This window comes from Candidatus Nitrosopumilus sp., assembly GCF_965262695.1.
In the GTDB taxonomy this organism is placed as follows: domain Archaea; phylum Thermoproteota; class Nitrososphaeria; order Nitrososphaerales; family Nitrosopumilaceae; genus Nitrosopumilus.
Genome location: NZ_OZ253550.1, coordinates 800,259 through 818,177 on the forward strand (window position 1 = coordinate 800,259; position 17,919 = coordinate 818,177).

The window sequence follows — 17,919 nt, forward strand, 5'->3', positions numbered from 1 at the left end:
AACCACCAATCATGGTAGTATTGATACGTATGTTGAAATTAGGTCAAAGATAATTTTTTAGTACATTTATGCAAAAAGTTCAAGTAAATAATCTAGTACGTAGTGCAACATTTTTTCAGCACGCTGGAATCTCCATTGTCTTTGTTTTCATGCCCATTATTGCCCAAGGCGTTACAGACTCTGTATTTGAGATAGGGCTTTTGGTAGCCTCGTTTAGTTTTGCTCAAATTTTATCTGAAATCTATTTTGGTAGACACTCAGACAAGAAAGGAACCAGACTCAAATTCATCAGAATTGGCTTTATTGGCTGTGCTATAGCATTTGGATTACACTATTTTGCCACAGACCTTTCCATGTTTTTCTTGGTGAGGATTGCAGCAGGAGTTGCAAGTGGAATAATGATTCCTGCAATGATTGCATATACCTATGAGGCAAACGTTGACAAGAAAAGAGCTGCAACAGTAATCTCATTTCATGCATTAGGATGGATGGCAGGGATTGCAGCAGCTGGACTTGCAAACGACTTGCAGTTAATTTTCTTGATTAGTGCTGCATCATTTGTTGTAGGGTTGTTGTTTACAATCAGACTTCCAAATCCAGAACAAGAAAAAGAAGTAGAACCCGGAACAACAAAAAGAGTCATTTCAAAAAACAAGTTTCTTTTCTTGTCGTTATTACTAAGACATATTGGAGCAGCAGCTGTTTGGGTAATTCTTCCAATAATGATTGTTGATAAATGGGGAGGAGAACTTTATCACATATCAATTGTATACACAGCAAATACGATAACTGCTTTTATCTTGATGAATGTAATGGCAAGTAAGATTCATCTTTCAAATGTTACTAAATTCAAAATAGGAGTAGGGTGTACAACATTTGTTTTTGTGGGATTGTCGTTTATTACTGAATGGTGGATGGCAATGCCATTCATGTCACTTGTAGGTGCAACATGGGCATTCTTGTTTATTGGAGGAAACTTTCACCTAATGGAAAATAATCCGCGTTCAACTTCGACTGGAATTTTTAGTTCAACATTGTCAATTGCAACGGTAGTTGGTCCTGTAATTGCAGGAAGTATTGCATTTGTATTTGACTATGTTGCAGTGATGTACTTTGCAATTGCAATTATTGTATGTGCCTTTGCAGTATCACTAAAAATCAGAAAAGAGAGTGTAATCTAGAATTTATTTTAAAAATGCTACTACTTTCATGATATCAGTTTTGCTGAGAATTCCTACAATATTTCCATGAGTAGACAAGACTCCAACACCATTGATATTTTTCTCCAAAAGCATTTTGCTTGTACTTGCTAGATCATCATCATAATTTACAGAAACTATATCTTTACTCATGATATCTTCAGCCTTGATACTCTTACCAAAGCCAGATTCTGTGATGAATCCTTTTCTAGGAAATATTACAGAAATTACAGGATCTGTATTATCAAGAACGTCTTCAAAATTTCCTTGTTTTAGTGCCAGTTCAAACAAATCTCTGAATGTGATTATTCCAACTGGAGCATCATCACGATTACGAATAATCACTCTAGATATCTTCTCATCGATCATTTTTAGAACTACTTTGTGTAATGGAGTATCAGAATATTGCCAAGCATAGTATGGGGACATGTACTCTCCAACTATCTTTTCATCAGGATGTGTTTTGGAAAAATATCTCACAAGATCAGTTTTGGTTAATATTCCAACAACTTCATTTTTAGAAGTTATTACTAGTGAGCCAATTGACTTTGTCAACATGATTTCGGCGCATTCAATTAAACTAGTATGCTCATCAACAGAAATAATTTTTTTAACAATTGCAGATAATGGTATTTCATTCAAGTTCTTTTCACTATCATCAGTAAGAAGAAAAACACCCAGATCTTTCTCAGTAACAATACCAGTTATTTGGTCATTTTCTGTAACTAGTAGTCTACTCTTTTTTTCATCAATGATTTTCTTTAAAACATCAGCAATAGTAGATTCGAATTTTATCGTTCGTGGAGAATTTTTGTAATCTAAAGCGTGCTTCATAACTTTAAGGGTTCATCAGATTATAAAAAACAAAAGATGATTACCACCAATGAAAATTAAACTAATTAAAAAATTAAAATCAAAGAAAAAGAATTTTTAGCAAGCCTTCAAGGTCTGCCAAATTCCAATAATATTTCCTTCAGTGTCTTGTACTCGTGCATATAATCCAAAATCACCAACCTCTATTTTTGGCATGATTGTTTTGCCTCCTGCAGATTCAATTTTGGCAATATGGTCATCAATTGATGGAACATCAATTACAATAACTGGGTGATTTCCTGTAGGATCTTTTTTCAAGAGACCTCCATTAATAGAACCAGGTTCTTTTGGTTTCATGTTCTCATCACTTGGAGTGGTGATGGCAAGAAAGTAATCCATTTCTGGAAACTTTGTTATTTGCCATCCAAAGACATCTTGGTAGAACTTTTGTGCTCTTGATTCATCATCAAAAGGAATTTCAAAATGTACTACTTTATTCATACAGACACAAAATTACAATAATTGATAACCTTTTTTCCAATAGATTCAGTTAGGAACCAGAATTTTTCAACTGTTCGATAAATTTTGGAATTTCATACACAATTGAATTGTCTCTTTTAGGATACATGAGAATGCCAGCTATTGTGGTTTTTGAGGCTAATGGTGTTAGTGCACTATACAAAGAACCAGCAACAACATGAAGGTCAATTATCAATGAAAAATGATCAGGATTGCCTTTGATTAGTATCTGAAGCACTGGACTGTATGCTCCAAAGACACTGAAAGTAGATTGTGCACATCGCAAAGTCATTCTATCTTCGCCAGTATCCAATTTTTCAACATCAGACATATTGACTTTGTAACCAATATCATCAAAAAACTCATCAATCTTTTTGGCAAGAGATAAAAAATCAACATTTAATTTTTCAAAAGGACCCATAACTAAGGGACCAGTTTTTTTCCAAACATCCTTTGATAATTTTCGTTTAGTTTCCATTTTTAATCCCAGTATGTTTCGGGAATTCCAAACATTGCAGGGTATTCTAACATCAAAAATGCAATAATAAAAATTACAATGTAAGATACGCCAATGATACTGCATGAAACTATGATTTTTGATTTAGTGGTTTTGAGAAATGACGCTATGATTCCTGCAACAGAAAGTGGAATACCAAACAAGAACAACCCAGCATAAGGCAAGAAAGGATTATCAAGATTGGCCTTTTGTGCATCTTCTTCAATTTGTTCTTTGTATATCTCGCCTGTTCCAAAAAACACAACAATGATGATAACAGTTGAAATTATACTGAGTATTCTTAATTTGTTCATAAATTGATTAAATCGACAATTAGAACTTGATAAAGTATTCTAATCTATTGTATGAACCCAAGGATATGTTCCTACTAACATGGACTTGAAAATAAAAAATATGATTTGATTATTGTGTAAGGTTGAAAATATTTACAGTACTTCTGCATTTTTGCCAAAATATGCTTTGACATGTGGTCTATACAAGTAATACAATATCACAGCATCAATTACCAAACCAATTACATTCATTGATGGAATATCAATGATTAAACTGATTATAGTCAAAATAATGGTCAGAGTCCATGCCCATGATTTTCCCTTAAGCAGCCCCCAAGCCATAACAAAAGATACTATGCCCGTCGCAATCATGGCACCACTAAAAATTCCCATGACAGTGCCACTAATCATATCAAAAGCACTTGCGCCTACAAAGCCTACCAACACACTAAAAATAGAACCAAATGCTATTGCAGAAATTCCAGAGATAATTACCAAAATTGCAAGGATAGTGACACCTGTAGGTCTCACATAGTTTCTAGTGGAGGAGATACGAAGTTGATTAGGTTTTGCGGGATTTGGTTCAGGCTTATCGTTGTTGTTTGGTTGTTCTGAGTTTGTAGAGACATCTTTTTTTTCTGTATCAGATTCTGGAGCAGGGTTTGGAGAATCAGGTAAATGAGTTTGAATAAGATTATCCAAATATTTTGCATCTGAGATATACAGTGATAGATCTTGTTCCAGTGTACTTTTGATATGTTCTAATCTTCCAACATCACCTATGCCCAAACTCAAAAGAGTCTGAACTTTTTCAATCAAAACTTTGTCCAACAATAATAGGCTTGGAAGGTGTTTAATCAAGGATCCTATCAAGACATTACTCAGATTTGGAAAATTATTAAAAAAGAAAAAAGATAGGTGGCTAGCCTAATTTCTGTATGATCTGATGTTGCCTAACTCGCCTCTAAGATCTTTGAGTTCTTCTCTTAACTCAGAAACTCTTTCAGAGTCTCCATCCTCGATTGCTTGTCTTAATTCTTGCAATTTTTCTACAAATGTAGTTCTTGCAGCATCAATTTCTGCATCTCCAGATGATTCAGAGAATTTCTCTTGTACTCTGTCGATTTTGTTTGAGATTTTGTTTATTCTTTTCTCTGCAAAATCAACCTCTTTTGTTATGGTAGCAGTGTTAGTTGCATCTCCTGCATCAACTACATGAATTGTTACAGTTGCAACTGTAGATTCAGAATCCTTTTCAATTGATTTTAGAATCCATGCTACAAATTTGTCACCATCTTCGTTTAATGCAACTCCAATGTGACCCTTCATAACATCTAATCCTGAAGCAGCTTCACTTAGAGAAACTGAGACTTGATCTTTTAGGGATTGTCTGTCTGCATCTTCAGTTATCTGAATTGAACCTGTGAATCCTTCAATTTCAACAACTTTGTGCATCTTTTTGTGTTTCTGAGCCATGCTTTCGCCATGCATTCCTTCGCTGTATTCTGCCATGGCAAGGGGAGAGCCAACTGAGAACATCAGAGCAAAGACTGCTGCGAATGCTGGAATCAGATATGTTGTTTTTCTGTTCATTGAATAGTGGATGTGATTTTGAATAAAAGGAATTGCTAACCAAAGTAACGTAACAATGTTACCTGACCTTTATCTAAGAAAATTACGAAAATAAAGGAAACTAGGAACAATGATGATTTATGGAACGTGCTTTTAGAGGAGACTATACTTGGTACGTGAATATAGAGACCGAATTTACATTAGGAAGGATATCTTGTTGAAACTTTACGAATATGGAGAGATGAATCAGAGTAGGCTGATGAGTATTTGTGGATTAAACAATGTAAAACACAAAGGAATTCTAGATGATATGGTTGCAAAAGAAATTCTAGAAAAAACCGAAGAAGCTTGGGGCAGCAAAACAATTTTCAAATACAAAGTGTCACAAAAAGGACAAGATATTTTGAGAGCAGTTTTAGAACCATATGAAGAACTATTTCCAAGGGAGGATTCAAATGAGTAAAGATAGTGAAAAGAAAGAAAATATTTTTGAAGTTCTTGACGGAGTAATGATCCAGTTAGGAAGAACAAAAAAGATGTTTATGATAATGATCCTGACTACTCTAATCATTCCACCAATTGCATTACTAGTATCTACTGCAGTGTTGGATTCACCATTTGAAGATAAATTCCCAAAAAGAATGGAAGAAAGATTACAACATCAGCTAGATTCAGGCAGGATAACTCAAGAGGAATATGACAGATTCAAAGACAGAATGATTGACAAGGAAAAGCCTCCAGTGATGCTACGCCCGCCACAGATGATAATTTTTGTGATTTCGCTAGTTTGGTTAGGCATAGGAATTAGACAGTGGACAGTATTATCAAAGTGGGACAAGAAATATCAAAAATTTAAGGAACAGCAAAAAGACATTGATAAAAAACTTGATGATGAATCAGAAGACTGAATCCATGAGGGTCAAGTCAATAGAAGTCTTTATGAACAATCTTGCTCTAAAAAATTCATAGAGACCACAAGAAAACAAAGACAACTAGGAATAAAAAAAGCACAGTTGTTAATTGATAAAAAAATAGGGGACATTGAACGATTAAAAAAAATTCAATTAAAATTGGCAAGAGGGCTTCCCATGTTTGCAAAAAATGAGGTGTATCTTGATGAGCTGGTACTACAGCATCTTACTCCAGAAGAGATCGAAGATTTAATTTGTCAAGTAGACGAAATCAAGCTAGAAAAAATAAATCCTAGAAAAGAACATGTCAAATATCACTGCATTTCATGCGGAAATCCAATGCTAGAAAAAACATCAACATATCAGTGCCATGCATGCAGAGAATTATTCATGGTCAAGATGTTAAAATTCATGGGAGGCAATAGGGGTTTTGGATAAAGGCTTGAACCATGATTGAAGATTAATTTAGATTTTCAAAAGGGAATTGTTGTTTTAGTTTAAGACTCTTGGTTTGCACGCCAAATACTGTTTAGTGAGTATTGGCCTAGTTTTTTAGAAAATTCAATGAAGATAAAACCATCTTCTCAATCAATTTTTTGTCTTTGGATTTGGTCATAATCATGTAATTGACTGAAGACACTATCTGATTAAAAGAACTGGCCAGAATGTAATCTATTGGAAGATTTTTGATTACTTTTTCTTTGATTCCTTTTCTGATAAAATCAATGAAATACTCCTCGTCTTCTTCAATTTTCTTTCTTGTTATTGATGAAATGTAAGGAGATGATGAAAATTGTAAAAGAAACTGAATTTTTGCAGGGTTATTAATTCCCCACAAAATTGAGTTAGTAAACAACTTTTTGATGACATTTTCTGTTGAATCTTTATCTGAAAGATTTTTTTTCAATTCTCCGAAAAACTCTTTCTTAGTATCCAGATATGCTTCGCTAATCAGCTCTTTCTTATTTTTAAAATAATGAAATAGAGTTCCAGTAGCCACTTTGGCTTTCTTGGTAATACTAGCAGTAGAGGTATTATCAAAACCGTTTTCAGTAAATAATTGTACAGCTGTCTTGATCAGCAAATCTCGCTTATCTTCTGCCATGACTAATCACTCAATAAAAAAAGGGTATTTGATGATTATGCTTCTTGTCCTAGAAGCATTTGCATCATCATCTTGTGGAATCCAGCATCCCCGTGTTCTTTTTTTGCAGCAATCATTTGCTCTGCGTCTTTGCCTGAAAGATATCTCATCTGTTCAGAACCATCAGTTGCTGCAGTATAGATTGTCTCAGCAACCATTTCTGGAGTACTTCCTCCTCCAAGAGGATTTGTTTCTGGATTCATTAACTTTGTAAATGCTTCCTGTAGTTTTTGCAAGTCAGCATCATAGTCTTTTACAGAATCACTTGTTGCCATATCTATTGAGGAAGTGGCAAAGTTAGTGTATACTGCTCCTGGTTCTACAATCTTTATGCGAATCCCAAACTGTTCTAGCTCATATGCAAGAGATTCAGAAAATCCCTCCAAGGCAAATTTGGTGCTGTGGTATAGACTTGTGTAAGGCATCGTGATTAGACCTCCAACTGATGTAAGATTGATGATCAAACCATCTTTGTTTTGTTTGAAATGTGGCAGAAATGCTCGCATTACATTCATTGCACCAAACAGATTTGTTTGGAATTCCCTCTGAACTTGTTCCTTTGTGGCAAGCTCAAATGGACCTATCAGACCATATCCAGCATTATTTAGGACCACATCTATCTTCCCAAAATCTTGAATTGCTTTGGTAACTGCTTGATCTATTGAATTTTCATCAGTAACATCTAGTTGGTAGACATTAACGTTTGAAAGTTCAGCTAAATCTTTTCCTTTATCTGGACTTCTCATTGTGGCAGCTACATTCCAGCCCTTTTGAGCAAAATATTGGACAGTAGATTTACCAATTCCAGAACTTGTTCCTGTGATGAATATTGTCTTTGACATATTGACTGATTAGTCAATCGATTGTATAAAGGTTTTGGAAATTTATCAAATCGTACCTAAATGTCCTGTTTTAGGTATAGAATCTATAGAGGCTTGAACCGTTTATGGAATTAAAAATTGGAATTTAGATCCTGCATCATAACTCGTATCCAACCAAATTCGTCCACCATGAGCTTCAACTATTACCTTACAAATTGATAGACCTAAACCACTTCCTTCGTGTTGAATATGTGCTGGAGAATCAAGTTGTTTGAATTTTTCAAAAATTATTTCTGCATTATTTGATGGAATTCCAATACCATTATCTGCTATAGATATGATAGTACCTTCCTTTGTCAATTCAGCACTAATCATAATTTTTCCCTTTTCTTTAGGAACAAAATCAATTGCATTTTTTACTAGATTAGATATGACTTGAGAAATTCGTGTTTGATCACAAGTTATTTTCCAAGATTTGTCAAGATTTAATGAAAGTTGTATGTCTTTCTTGCCAGTAAAGGACTTTACATTCTCTACCACATTTTCTAGATATTCCTTCAAATCAACCTCAGTTTTTGATAGTTGTCCTTGCTCTAGATCAAACTTTTTGACATCTGCAAAGTCAGAAAGGAGTTCTTTTAGAACATGCCCATTTTTGAGGATTAATTCTAGTCTTTCACGCTGTTTTTCGTTGAGATTTCCATCTTTTTCAACTAGAAGAAGATTACACATAGCAATTATCGGAGTTAGAGGATTTCTGATTTCATGATTTAGCATCGATACAAATTCATCTTTTAGTTTCTCTTTTTCTTCTAATTCAAGAAATTCTTTTTTTGCTTTTTTAAATTTTTGTTGGAACAAAGTCATTATTGTAACAACACCAGTCATTATCATAATTATAACAGGCATGATTTCATGATAGATTTCATGTAAAATTTTCAAACTTTGAACTTTTTGGATCAGAATTTTTTGAGACAATTCAGATGGACCGTCAGATGCTATCAGTATTGGAATTTTTTGTCCATCAATAATGGCATAATCAGTAAACTCTTCTGTAAATGATACATCAATACCAGTTTTAGGTTCAATGAGATTAGTTGCAGAGTAATCCTCAAAAATTTGATAGTCAAAATCAGGATAAATCTCAGATATATCAAAAGTTGTACTTCCAACAAATTCGTATACTTCTAATCCGTCAATTTCTGTTACACCAACAAAATTGTAATTCATAACTGCTCCTCCAACATCATATACCTGATAGTCTTTTTGTTCTAAATTATACGGAAATATGAAATAACCAGGTTTGTCAATATATTGACGAGTAGTTTTCTCTACAGTTTCATCAAATATTACTTCCCAAAAAATTTCATCAGTAAGAATATCTTTGTAAGTATATGACGTTTGTATTATTATTTGATTACCATTATCTTTGATTATTTTTCCATCCCAATCAAAAACCATCTTCACAGGGTCAGATAAAGGAGATCCAACTTCATCAGCAAGTTGAATAGTTCCAACATTCTGAGCAGATACCTCATAGAAATCAGGAGTGTTCATTAATTGTGGAATGACAAAGAAAAACCACACAGTAAGACATAGTACTCCTAGACCTATTGTTATAATGGGTAACTTGTTTTTCATTGCTTCATCATAACTGGATAATTTTTTTATTTAAATCCCATACATGGTCTAAGCACAATTATGTTCTAAAAATAAAAAGAGGGGAGATTATTCTCCACAATTACAATCAGGTCCACACATACATGGTCCAGGTTCTCCTGAACAGATGCACATTCCACCTTGATCACATGCACATCCTTCTGCACAGTCACACATTTCGCCATGAGCTCGTTTTTCATGTACAGTTTCAGATGCAGGTAATCCTTTTTGTTCAAGACCATATTTTGGAATTACAACATCTGGGGAGGATTGTTGTTCTTCCCATGCTTCTCTACCACCAGGGATCTCAGAACATAGTCTATCACCACATACAGTTCCTTTTGTTTTGGAACCATATGAAGAACTAGAAACTCCTTCACCTCTAATAGCATCAGCAGATTGAACAGTTGATGTCATGATTGCACCAGAGAACAAGATTCCAGTAACAAATAGTACCGCTAGGGCTGTTAATTTCATTAAAACCAATTTGAGCATTTTTCGTATAAAAGGAGAAGTAACAATTTCCATCTTTGAAAAAGTGGTACAGTTATGAAATTACTTTCAATAGTGAAAATTGTGTTTCATGTTATATTGCAAAAAAACGTATATCATCACATGAATTATTTTGCAATTTTTTTTGTGTTAATGATAATCTTTTCAGCACAAAATGCCTATGCTCAAGAAATTCCTTTATGGGTAAAAAATTCTGCTGGATGGTGGGCCGAAGGAGCTATTGAAGATGCAGACTTTGTAAAAGGAATAGAGTTTTTGATTAATGAAAAAATCATTTTTGTTGATACTAGTAATTCCAATAAAGAAAATTCAGAAAGTATTCCTTTATGGGTAAAAAATTCTGCTGGATGGTGGGCCGAAGGAGCTATTGAAGATGCAGACTTTGTAAAAGGAATAGAATATCTTGTTTCAAATGGAATAATTTCTGTTGAAAGAAAAAATGTCATTGATGAAAAATTTATGATTGGGAGTTTTGATTTGAGTAATGCAGGTCCTTTTGAAGGAAACCCAGATGCATTATTTACCATAATCATGTTTAGTGATCATCAATGTGAAAAATGTGTAAAATGGTTATTACATGAAAAAGAAGTAATTGATGAAAAATTAATTGATTCAGGAATTGCCAAATTCTTTATTCTTGATTACCCAATGTTGGGTGAGGATTCAGTTTCTGCTGCAGAGGCATCTTATTGTGCATTAGAACAAGAGAAATATTTTGAATATATGGACATCCTCAGTGAAAAATACGCAGGGGTTCAAAACGGATGGGCCAGCGTAAAATCACTAACAGATTATTCAAAAGAACTAGATTTGAACTATGATGAATTTGATAATTGTCTTTTTTGGGATCAGCAGGCAATAAGAGTGGATTACAACAAAAAAGTTGCATTAGCACATGGAGTTGTGGGAACTCCAACATTCTTTATTATAGGACCAGACACGGAGGTTGAAAAAATTGCAGGTTCACAACCCCCTATGGTCTTTGAGTCAGTCATTAAGGAGATGAGTTGAATTTTCTTTTTTTGAAAAACACGAGTTAGCTCTCAAAATTGTATTTTCAAATTTTAGTTATCTTGCGTTATTTGCGTTATTTTTTTCAGGATTATTCTTGCCATTAATCTATGTAACAGAATATCTATTCTTTGAACCATATTTTCTGTTCTATGTTCCCGAATACGAGATTCTAAATTTTTTATCAGTTTTTGTAATTTGTTTCTTGACAGGATTAGTTCTTAGTATGTCAATTTACAGAATAAAATTTTTGCAAGCAAGCAGTAAAAAGCTCAGAACTGGACTATTAGGTTCCATAATCGGTGCAGGAGCTGGTGCATGTTGCGGAGGAATAGGAGTAGCGTTGATTTCTATTTTCGGGGTAATCGGAGGAGTTGCAACCTCAGTTCTTACAAATTTTGAAATTCCTCTAAGAATAATCTCAATTGCAATTCTTATTTTCACGTATTTTATGATAGTAAAAGATCTAAACAGGGAATGTAAAGTAAAGTTTGATAAATTTAGGGAGTAAAAAAAGGGATTATTGAGATTTCAGATTGATCAATGTATCTAAGATGACATTCATTTGTTCCATAATAATTTGGTGAAGTTCATCTATTTTTTGATTCAATTCCTTGATCTCATTTCTTAATTGTTGATTTTCTTGTCTTAGTTTTTCGAGTTCAGATAAATCAGAATATTCGCTTATTTCGTATCTGTCATCGTCATGGTATCGGTCGTCATCGTCGTATCTGTCATCGTCATGGTATCGGTCGTCATCGTCGTATCTGTCATCGTCATGGTATCGGTCGTCATCGTCGTATCTGTCATCGTCATGGTATCGGTCGTCATCGTCGTATCTGTCATCGTCATCAGCAAAGGCAATCTCTGCAGTTGATAAAGTTAAGACAAGTACTGCACCCAAAAAAAGTGCAATGATTGATTTTTGTTTCATGTGTATATTATATTGAATTTTGAATTAAAATAGAGAATACATCTTCCAAGACTGATTTCCAAATGTGAAAGTCTAGATAGGGAATTGTCTATTTTTGTAATATATCGGAATGCCGAAGTAATAATATGAAAACGATATTAGCAAATCTAAATTTTTCAAGCAAACATAGACATCTTGAGAAACAAGTAAGAATCTGTCTTGTATGTGGGAGCAACAACACATGTGTAAATCAATATGGAATTTTTTGTAGATGTTGTGGATTATTGTGGGAGTTTGAGTAAGAATGGCTGCAACGTGTAGAGGCATATGTGAAACACTCAAAATTTCAGGAATGCCAATGAAATCAAGATATCAATTAGGATACAGACGATGCACGTTTTGTGGGATTTTTATGGATACTAATGAAAATAGATGTCCATGTTGCAGTATGGTTCTACGTACAAAACCACGAAACAAACTTTCCAAACTCAAAAACAAGAATCTAATTACCAGTAAGCACTAGTACCCATTCCTTCATTTTCTACAATTTGAACATCCAGTGACTCTAGACCAAATATCACATAGATTGACTTTAATCTATTTTGATAAAGAAAATATTTTTTTCCATCATCAGTAATAATTGAACCGGTAACTTTGAGAATTTTACCCTCTTCAAGTTCTTTTACACGTCTATAAGCAGTAGTCATTGGAATGTCACATTCCTTAACAATCTCTACAACCGATTTTGGTTTCTCTATTGTAAAATTCATTATTGTTCTAGAATAATCATCAGAGAGTGCCTTTAGAATCGCTTTTCTGAAATCGGAGTCTCTTGCTAGAATTTTGAAATCGGTCAATCTATTCCTCTAAATTATCATACCATATAATATTGGTTAAAAAAATGAGATGGGAATCAGAATCATGATTCTTGGTAAGCATTCCAGGCAATCATTCCTCCTTCCAATACTTGAAAGTCAATTCCTTCTTGTGCCATGGCATAAGTTGCAATCGTTGCCCTATTTCCAGAACCACAAATAATCACAACTGGTTTGTCTTTTGGTATTTCATCTAATGTGCTTGATTGAAATATTTCTGCAAGAGGAATGTTGATTGCACCATCAATCTTGGATTGGAGTAGTTCATCAGGTTCCCTAACATCAAGCAAGTATAGATCTTCGTTTGCTGCAAGTTTTTGGGATAGTTCTTGTGAATCAATTACAGTCTGAGAATGAACATCTAGATTTTCAGACAAACCATCCATTCCACCTTCAAGATAGAATGTGTTGATTCCCATTGCAGTCATAGTCTGGGCTGCTTGTTTTGCACCAATTCCATCATCATCAACTAATACAATGTTGTATGTTGAGGCTATCTCAGGCAATCTGTTTTGTATTGTATTTACTCTTTTTTCAAGAGTTGCAGAATCCAAAACATCATGTGCAGCACCATCAATGTGGCCTGCGTTGTATTGTTCTGCATCTCTAATATCTACAACAAAAACATGTTCTTTGTTTTGCAGTAACACATCAACTGTATCAAAATCTACTGCATTTTCATCAAGAGTGCGCTGAGAATTATCAGGAGTAATGGCAATTACACCTACTAATGCAATTCCAACTATAATGGCTGCAATAATTCCAACATTTTTTGTTTCCATGAATGTCATACAATATTTCTGATTATAATACCAAAATATGTTTTCCACAAATAGCTTTCAAGTGTGGAAATCGTATTTCTTCAATATATGTATAAAATGAGAAATATACACAATGAGTTTCACACATACTGTAAAAACACAAAAAAATATTGATGATGTGATCAATACGCTTACAGAAGATCTAAAAGAGATTGGTTTTGGGGTTTTAGAAACTCTGGATTTTAAGAAAATTTTGTCAGAAAAAGGATTAGAATTTGCAGATAATTACAGACTAATGGAGGTATGTAATCCAAACTTGGCAAAGCAAGTTCTAGAGGCAAATCCAGACCTGGGATTGTTATTACCATGCACAATTGCAGTATATCAAAAAGATAAAGAGAATTACATAAGCTTGGCAAGACCAACATCATTGCTTTCAATGGCATCAGAGAATAATCTCAAATTTTCAGGCGAAGAGATAGAAGACAATCTCATTAAAGTAATAGAAAATGCAAAATAATTTTTAAAAAAATAGAGTTATGGGGTTACCACATCAACTCTATCTTGTAATCTGTCATAGTATCCGTTTAGTTCCATTGATGGAACATAAAATGTAGCAGATACTATATCGCCAACTTGTGCACTGCATTGAGGCACGACAACACTTACCCCATATTGGGATTCTCCAACACAGCCATGCTCAGTAACTGCAAGTACAGTTACATCTTCAGTTACCTGAGTTGGAACAAAGTTCCATGGAGTGAGTGTGAAAACAAGAACTACTGCTAGTCCTGCTGCCATCAATGCAATAATTGCAAGTCGTGGCGGTTTTTTTGATTGTTTTTGCTCTAACATGTTCTTCACTATAGTTACGTCAAAATCAGATAAAAAGGACAGGAACAACTTTCATAATCGATTTCCAGATCTGAAATCTACTGTTGGAAAATATCTCCTTGTCTTTTAATTAACTTTCAAGTAGAGATGGTATGTCTGCAATCAATAGACAACCAAACAAAACAAACAATTCATCAAACATAAAATCTCTGGCAATAGTTGGAGGAGTTATTGCGATTGGTGCAGTATTGTTATTTGCATATTTGATGTGGTATGTAGCACCAGAAGAGAATTTGGAGAGTGTCAAAATAGTCGCAGTTACAGAATCAGGATGTATTGGAGAAACCTATGACGGCTATGCAGTGAACATAGGAGCATGTGATGCATCTCCAGGAGAATGGGTTACTGCATATGTTGACCAAAAAGTCAAAGAGAGAGCAGCCTTGATGAATCCTACAAGTTAATTTTTTTCTTATTTTTTATTCGAATCCAAATCTCACAGTCTTACAGTTTCAGATTCTAATTTTCGCCTATTTGAGCGCGTGGAATATCGTACTCTAACATTGCAGCAAGGACATCTCAGGAATTTTTCTGCAAAATAATAGTCACAGTTTCTGCAAAAACAGCCTCCAATCTCATATGCCTTGTGTTTTGATGTTTGTTCATAAGAACGGCAGTTGTTTTTGCATACAGACAGTCCCATATCAAAAACACAATCATGCTTACTATATGAAAGTATTACTATAATTCTAGATGACTTAAAATCAATACGAACAAAGCACAAGAATACTATATGAGTATCCAAACAAAAAATCAATTGACGGTACCTGGTAAAATGTTCACGAAAATGGAATACAATTAGAAAATGAAACTAGAATATGGAATAATTACAGTTGTGGGGGTTTTGGCTTGTATATCTTTGGGGTTGATTACAAATGATCCAAATGAAATTGTATCCTTGTCAAGTCTTGAAAAAATAAATCAAAAGGCACAAGAAGCAAAAGAATCAGAAAATCAAAACAGTCTTGATGAACACAAATCAAAAATGAAAAAACAGTTACAATCTGTTACATCATCAATTCTAGGAGTTGAGATTGATTCGATATATCTCAAAGAGGATTGGAATTTCCCGTTTAGAGATTCATCAGAGGTAAAACACTCTAGTGAAGAATACAAGAATACTCCCATCTGTAACATATTACCTAATCTTTCTCTTCATTTACAAAATATTCGTGAAACAGAACTTTTCTTTATGTATAGTGAAAAATATCAAAAGTATCCCATAGAATTAGATATTGCTGATGAGCGATATTACAACTCCACAGTACATTATGGTTTTTCAGCTAAATCAGGAGACAAACACGCATCAACTTTCTTTCATGTAGATTCTTGTACGGGGGAGACATTGGATTACTTCTTTTTGCGTTGTCATGAACCCGTAATCAAAAACGCAACAAGCAGTAATTATCCAAATGAAGTAATTTCAAGCCTTCAAAGCGATGATTTTTGTGAAATCCATCTAGACCCATGGAGACAGGAACTTGCAAAATACAATGAACAAATCTCAATTGATGTGAAAAATTATCTCAAAATAATTCAACAACAAGATAGCAAAGATCCTGAAGATATCAATCCAATTGTAAAAGATTTGCATCGATTAAACTTACTTAGTGAATTGGTACGCCTTGCCATGGATAACAATTTTGATGAAACAGAATTTACTGAAAAAATAAAGCACTATGAACAGCGATACGATTCGGTGCCTGATGAATTTTTAGAATTGTTAGGCGATAGAATTTGAAAACTAGAATTTGTAAAAAATGTGGAAGTATTATGGAAGAACTTGTTGCAGATTCTCCAACAAACATGAAAGGCTTTAGATGTCCTAACAAATGTCCTACCTAAGATCTATAGAATTGAATTTAAAAGCAGCATCAAAGTTTTAGTTTTCATATTCTTCTATCCCAAAATATTATTGCAATAATAATTACTATTGGGGGAAGAATCATAGTTTGAATAAATGGAATGTTTACTCTTAGTTGCTGAACAAGTGTTGGCTCTTCTATTCCTTGTGCCGTACCACTCCATTCTCTAATACCTCCATCCCCAGAACTTACAACCATTCCAGCCCTTGTATGATTCATTAATTGTCTAAACACCTCACAGTCATCAGAAATTTCAAAACAATGTTGAGTAAACAAGGGAATTGTCACATAGAATAAAACAAAAATTCCAATAACTAAAATTATTTTGTATCTAGTTTTCATTTTCTGGCTCAGGTGTCGGTTCAGGTTCAGGAGCACCCATTACATAATCAAGAGTCGGGGTGTACCGAACGTGTGGTACGTTCAAATCCATGGGCTCTATCATTTTTAACAATTCATCAAGGCCAGCATCCATTGTAGCTCTGATATAGATTCTGTCATCTCTGTGAATTATTATTGTAGAATAGTGCGGTCGATTTGGTTCATCTATTTCATATCCTTCTGCAAACGTTCCACGAAAATCATAGAATATTTTACCTGCTTCTCGTTCAGGGTTTAGTTTGTAATGAGTATTGTTGAAGTTTATTCCCATTGGATTGTGTTTAATCTCCAAACCATTGGAATAGAAAATGGTTGCTTTTCTTTTGTCACCAGATATTTTGATTTTTTCAAGTTCTGTTCCCTCTGGAAGATAGGGTGTACTAAGTGTGTAATTTAGATGGGATTCAGCATCATTAACTGAATAGACGTAGATGTTCTTATCAACATAATTTCCTTCTGGAACAGGATTGCGTTCGGGTTCGGGTTCAGGAGATAATGATTTTTCTTGTTCTACCCAACCAACACCAGGAAATAGTTTGTATCCAGCATCTAGCATAAGATCTCCTTCTGCTTTTGATGTGATGATTAATTTTCTTTCAACTAATTTTAGAAGAGTTTGTTCTTTCACACAAGCAGGAGTGCCATTATTTTTTGTTACAAGAATTAATGACTCATTACATTGAATTTCATCAACTGGAATTCCTAACTTGAATTGTTTTAGTGGAGATTGAATTTCATATTTGCATGCAGGTCCTCCCCAACAATCAGAGGAATCTATAGCATTGTCCGTTGTTTCGTTTACTACACATATTCCATCTTGTAGTGTTGTTCCAAAACCGCAGTTGACATAGATGAGTTCATCTTGTTCGGGTTCGGGTTCAATCAAGTAAGAGCCATACTCTCGAAATTTCAGACCATCATCAGTATAATCAAGATAAAGATACACCATGTCTCCAATTTCAAACTCTGCTATACCCCATTGCGGTTCGGGGTTCACATTATTTGGAAAATGTATTCCATAAACGGTAACGGTGTTCTCAGTCAAGGGGTTTTTGTGCCACTGTGAAACTTCTACTTGATAGATTACGGTATCATAGAATGTTGTAGATGAATTATCTTCTCTAGGATCAACAATAATTTCAGAAGATGTTATTACTCCTGTTACAACATGGTCTGAATAATAAAAGTCCGATTCGGGGTCAGGTGGAGGTGGAGCATAAATCGTTTGAAGAGGCAACAACAACACAAATGCAATAATTATCAAAAGTCTAGTTTTCAT

26 protein-coding genes are annotated in these 17,919 nt (G+C 34.2%); 10 read left to right on the plus strand and 16 right to left on the minus strand.

What is annotated here, in order from left to right:
- Positions 1 to 68: 68 nt before the first annotated feature.
- Positions 69 to 1,181 carry an MFS transporter gene (locus tag ACQY2P_RS04890; RefSeq protein WP_428325568.1) on the plus strand — a complete coding sequence of 371 codons (1,113 nt, stop codon included), beginning with the start codon at positions 69 to 71 and terminating at the stop codon, positions 1,179 to 1,181.
- 3 nt (positions 1,182 to 1,184) lie between these two features.
- Here the strand turns inward: ACQY2P_RS04890 and ACQY2P_RS04895 are convergent, their stop codons facing one another.
- The 6 genes from ACQY2P_RS04895 to ACQY2P_RS04920 all read right to left on the minus strand — a co-directional run bounded on the left by ACQY2P_RS04895 (position 1,185) and on the right by ACQY2P_RS04920 (position 4,913).
- Positions 1,185 to 2,033 carry a CBS domain-containing protein gene (locus ACQY2P_RS04895; protein WP_428325569.1) on the minus strand — a complete coding sequence of 283 codons (849 nt, stop codon included), beginning with the start codon at positions 2,031 to 2,033 and terminating at the stop codon, positions 1,185 to 1,187.
- A gap of 96 nt (positions 2,034 to 2,129) precedes the next feature.
- A complete protein-coding gene (locus ACQY2P_RS04900; RefSeq protein ID WP_428325570.1) occupies positions 2,130 to 2,513 on the minus strand; it encodes a VOC family protein in 384 nt (127 codons plus the stop codon).
- A 49-nt stretch (positions 2,514 to 2,562) separates the two neighbouring features.
- Positions 2,563 to 3,009, minus strand: coding sequence for a hypothetical protein (locus tag ACQY2P_RS04905; protein WP_428325571.1), 447 nt, complete (start codon positions 3,007 to 3,009; stop codon positions 2,563 to 2,565).
- 2 nt (positions 3,010 to 3,011) lie between these two features.
- Positions 3,012 to 3,341 carry a hypothetical protein gene (locus tag ACQY2P_RS04910; protein WP_428325572.1) on the minus strand — a complete coding sequence of 110 codons (330 nt, stop codon included), beginning with the start codon at positions 3,339 to 3,341 and terminating at the stop codon, positions 3,012 to 3,014.
- Between the two features lie 132 nt (positions 3,342 to 3,473).
- Positions 3,474 to 4,151 (minus strand): hypothetical protein, encoded by a 678-nt coding sequence (locus tag ACQY2P_RS04915; protein WP_428325573.1) that lies wholly within the window; start codon positions 4,149 to 4,151, stop codon positions 3,474 to 3,476.
- A gap of 96 nt (positions 4,152 to 4,247) precedes the next feature.
- Complete coding sequence (locus tag ACQY2P_RS04920) at positions 4,248 to 4,913, minus strand: hypothetical protein (protein WP_428325574.1); 666 nt, start codon at positions 4,911 to 4,913, stop codon at positions 4,248 to 4,250.
- A 148-nt stretch (positions 4,914 to 5,061) separates the two neighbouring features.
- Between ACQY2P_RS04920 and ACQY2P_RS04925 the strand changes: the two genes are divergently transcribed.
- The 3 genes from ACQY2P_RS04925 (at position 5,062) to ACQY2P_RS04935 (ending at position 6,241) form a co-directional block, all read left to right on the plus strand.
- Positions 5,062 to 5,355: a winged helix-turn-helix domain-containing protein gene (locus ACQY2P_RS04925; RefSeq protein ID WP_428325575.1), complete on the plus strand. Its 294-nt coding sequence runs from the start codon at positions 5,062 to 5,064 to the stop codon at positions 5,353 to 5,355.
- Positions 5,348 to 5,800 (plus strand): hypothetical protein, encoded by a 453-nt coding sequence (locus ACQY2P_RS04930; RefSeq protein WP_428325576.1) that lies wholly within the window; start codon positions 5,348 to 5,350, stop codon positions 5,798 to 5,800. The genes ACQY2P_RS04925 and ACQY2P_RS04930 overlap by 8 nt, the downstream gene beginning before the upstream one ends.
- Before the next feature lie 105 nt (positions 5,801 to 5,905).
- Entirely contained in the window at positions 5,906 to 6,241 is a 336-nt protein-coding gene (locus tag ACQY2P_RS04935; RefSeq protein WP_428325577.1) for a hypothetical protein, read from the plus strand.
- 106 nt (positions 6,242 to 6,347) lie between these two features.
- Here ACQY2P_RS04935 and ACQY2P_RS04940 read toward each other — a convergent pair whose 3' ends face one another.
- The 4 genes from ACQY2P_RS04940 to ACQY2P_RS04955 form a co-directional block, all read right to left on the minus strand.
- The gene (locus ACQY2P_RS04940) at positions 6,348 to 6,908 is read right to left on the minus strand and encodes a TetR/AcrR family transcriptional regulator (RefSeq protein ID WP_428325578.1); all 561 of its coding nucleotides are present in this window, start codon (positions 6,906 to 6,908) and stop codon (positions 6,348 to 6,350) included.
- Between the two features lie 35 nt (positions 6,909 to 6,943).
- Positions 6,944 to 7,789 carry an SDR family oxidoreductase gene (locus tag ACQY2P_RS04945; RefSeq protein WP_428325579.1) on the minus strand — a complete coding sequence of 282 codons (846 nt, stop codon included), beginning with the start codon at positions 7,787 to 7,789 and terminating at the stop codon, positions 6,944 to 6,946.
- Positions 7,790 to 7,891: 102 nt separating this feature from the next.
- A complete protein-coding gene (locus tag ACQY2P_RS04950; RefSeq protein WP_428325580.1) occupies positions 7,892 to 9,409 on the minus strand; it encodes a porin PorA family protein in 1,518 nt (505 codons plus the stop codon).
- 87 nt (positions 9,410 to 9,496) lie between these two features.
- Positions 9,497 to 9,904 carry a hypothetical protein gene (locus ACQY2P_RS04955; protein WP_428325581.1) on the minus strand — a complete coding sequence of 136 codons (408 nt, stop codon included), beginning with the start codon at positions 9,902 to 9,904 and terminating at the stop codon, positions 9,497 to 9,499.
- Between the two features lie 138 nt (positions 9,905 to 10,042).
- Here ACQY2P_RS04955 and ACQY2P_RS04960 point away from each other — a divergent pair, with 138 nt between their 5' ends.
- Together ACQY2P_RS04960 and ACQY2P_RS04965 are read left to right on the plus strand one after the other, a co-directional pair.
- Positions 10,043 to 10,951 carry a DsbA family protein gene (locus ACQY2P_RS04960; RefSeq protein WP_428325582.1) on the plus strand — a complete coding sequence of 303 codons (909 nt, stop codon included), beginning with the start codon at positions 10,043 to 10,045 and terminating at the stop codon, positions 10,949 to 10,951.
- 97 nt (positions 10,952 to 11,048) lie between these two features.
- Positions 11,049 to 11,462, plus strand: a complete 414-nt coding sequence (locus tag ACQY2P_RS04965) for a hypothetical protein (RefSeq protein ID WP_428325583.1) — start codon at positions 11,049 to 11,051, stop codon at positions 11,460 to 11,462.
- A 9-nt stretch (positions 11,463 to 11,471) separates the two neighbouring features.
- Here ACQY2P_RS04965 and ACQY2P_RS04970 read toward each other — a convergent pair whose 3' ends face one another.
- The gene (locus ACQY2P_RS04970) at positions 11,472 to 11,885 is read right to left on the minus strand and encodes a hypothetical protein (protein WP_428325584.1); all 414 of its coding nucleotides are present in this window, start codon (positions 11,883 to 11,885) and stop codon (positions 11,472 to 11,474) included.
- 283 nt (positions 11,886 to 12,168) lie between these two features.
- Between ACQY2P_RS04970 and ACQY2P_RS04975 the strand changes: the two genes are divergently transcribed.
- Positions 12,169 to 12,387 (plus strand): hypothetical protein, encoded by a 219-nt coding sequence (locus tag ACQY2P_RS04975; RefSeq protein WP_428325585.1) that lies wholly within the window; start codon positions 12,169 to 12,171, stop codon positions 12,385 to 12,387.
- On the opposite strand, the gene ACQY2P_RS04980 is transcribed toward ACQY2P_RS04975, so the two are convergent.
- Positions 12,371 to 12,721, minus strand: coding sequence for a winged helix-turn-helix domain-containing protein (locus ACQY2P_RS04980; RefSeq protein ID WP_428325586.1), 351 nt, complete (start codon positions 12,719 to 12,721; stop codon positions 12,371 to 12,373). The two genes, ACQY2P_RS04975 and ACQY2P_RS04980, sit on opposite strands and share 17 nt — an antisense overlap.
- Positions 12,722 to 12,783: 62 nt before the next feature.
- The gene (locus ACQY2P_RS04985) at positions 12,784 to 13,521 is read right to left on the minus strand and encodes a rhodanese-like domain-containing protein (protein WP_428325587.1); all 738 of its coding nucleotides are present in this window, start codon (positions 13,519 to 13,521) and stop codon (positions 12,784 to 12,786) included.
- A 112-nt stretch (positions 13,522 to 13,633) separates the two neighbouring features.
- On the opposite strand from ACQY2P_RS04985, the gene ACQY2P_RS04990 reads away from it, so the two are divergent.
- Positions 13,634 to 14,020 carry a DUF302 domain-containing protein gene (locus ACQY2P_RS04990; RefSeq protein ID WP_428325588.1) on the plus strand — a complete coding sequence of 129 codons (387 nt, stop codon included), beginning with the start codon at positions 13,634 to 13,636 and terminating at the stop codon, positions 14,018 to 14,020.
- Between the two features lie 17 nt (positions 14,021 to 14,037).
- On the opposite strand, the gene ACQY2P_RS04995 is transcribed toward ACQY2P_RS04990, so the two are convergent.
- On the minus strand, positions 14,038 to 14,355 hold the full coding sequence (locus ACQY2P_RS04995; protein WP_428325589.1) for a hypothetical protein: 318 nt from the start codon (positions 14,353 to 14,355) through the stop codon (positions 14,038 to 14,040).
- Between the two features lie 131 nt (positions 14,356 to 14,486).
- Here ACQY2P_RS04995 and ACQY2P_RS05000 point away from each other — a divergent pair, with 131 nt between their 5' ends.
- Together ACQY2P_RS05000 and ACQY2P_RS05005 are read left to right on the plus strand one after the other, a co-directional pair.
- On the plus strand, positions 14,487 to 14,798 hold the full coding sequence (locus ACQY2P_RS05000) for a hypothetical protein (protein ID WP_428325590.1): 312 nt from the start codon (positions 14,487 to 14,489) through the stop codon (positions 14,796 to 14,798).
- Between the two features lie 401 nt (positions 14,799 to 15,199).
- On the plus strand, positions 15,200 to 16,135 hold the full coding sequence (locus ACQY2P_RS05005) for a hypothetical protein (protein ID WP_428325591.1): 936 nt from the start codon (positions 15,200 to 15,202) through the stop codon (positions 16,133 to 16,135).
- Positions 16,136 to 16,283: 148 nt separating this feature from the next.
- Here the strand turns inward: ACQY2P_RS05005 and ACQY2P_RS05010 are convergent, their stop codons facing one another.
- On the minus strand, positions 16,284 to 16,601 hold the full coding sequence (locus ACQY2P_RS05010; RefSeq protein WP_428325592.1) for a hypothetical protein: 318 nt from the start codon (positions 16,599 to 16,601) through the stop codon (positions 16,284 to 16,286).
- Complete coding sequence (locus ACQY2P_RS05015) at positions 16,591 to 17,919, minus strand: hypothetical protein (protein WP_428325593.1); 1,329 nt, start codon at positions 17,917 to 17,919, stop codon at positions 16,591 to 16,593. The genes ACQY2P_RS05010 and ACQY2P_RS05015 overlap by 11 nt, the downstream gene beginning before the upstream one ends.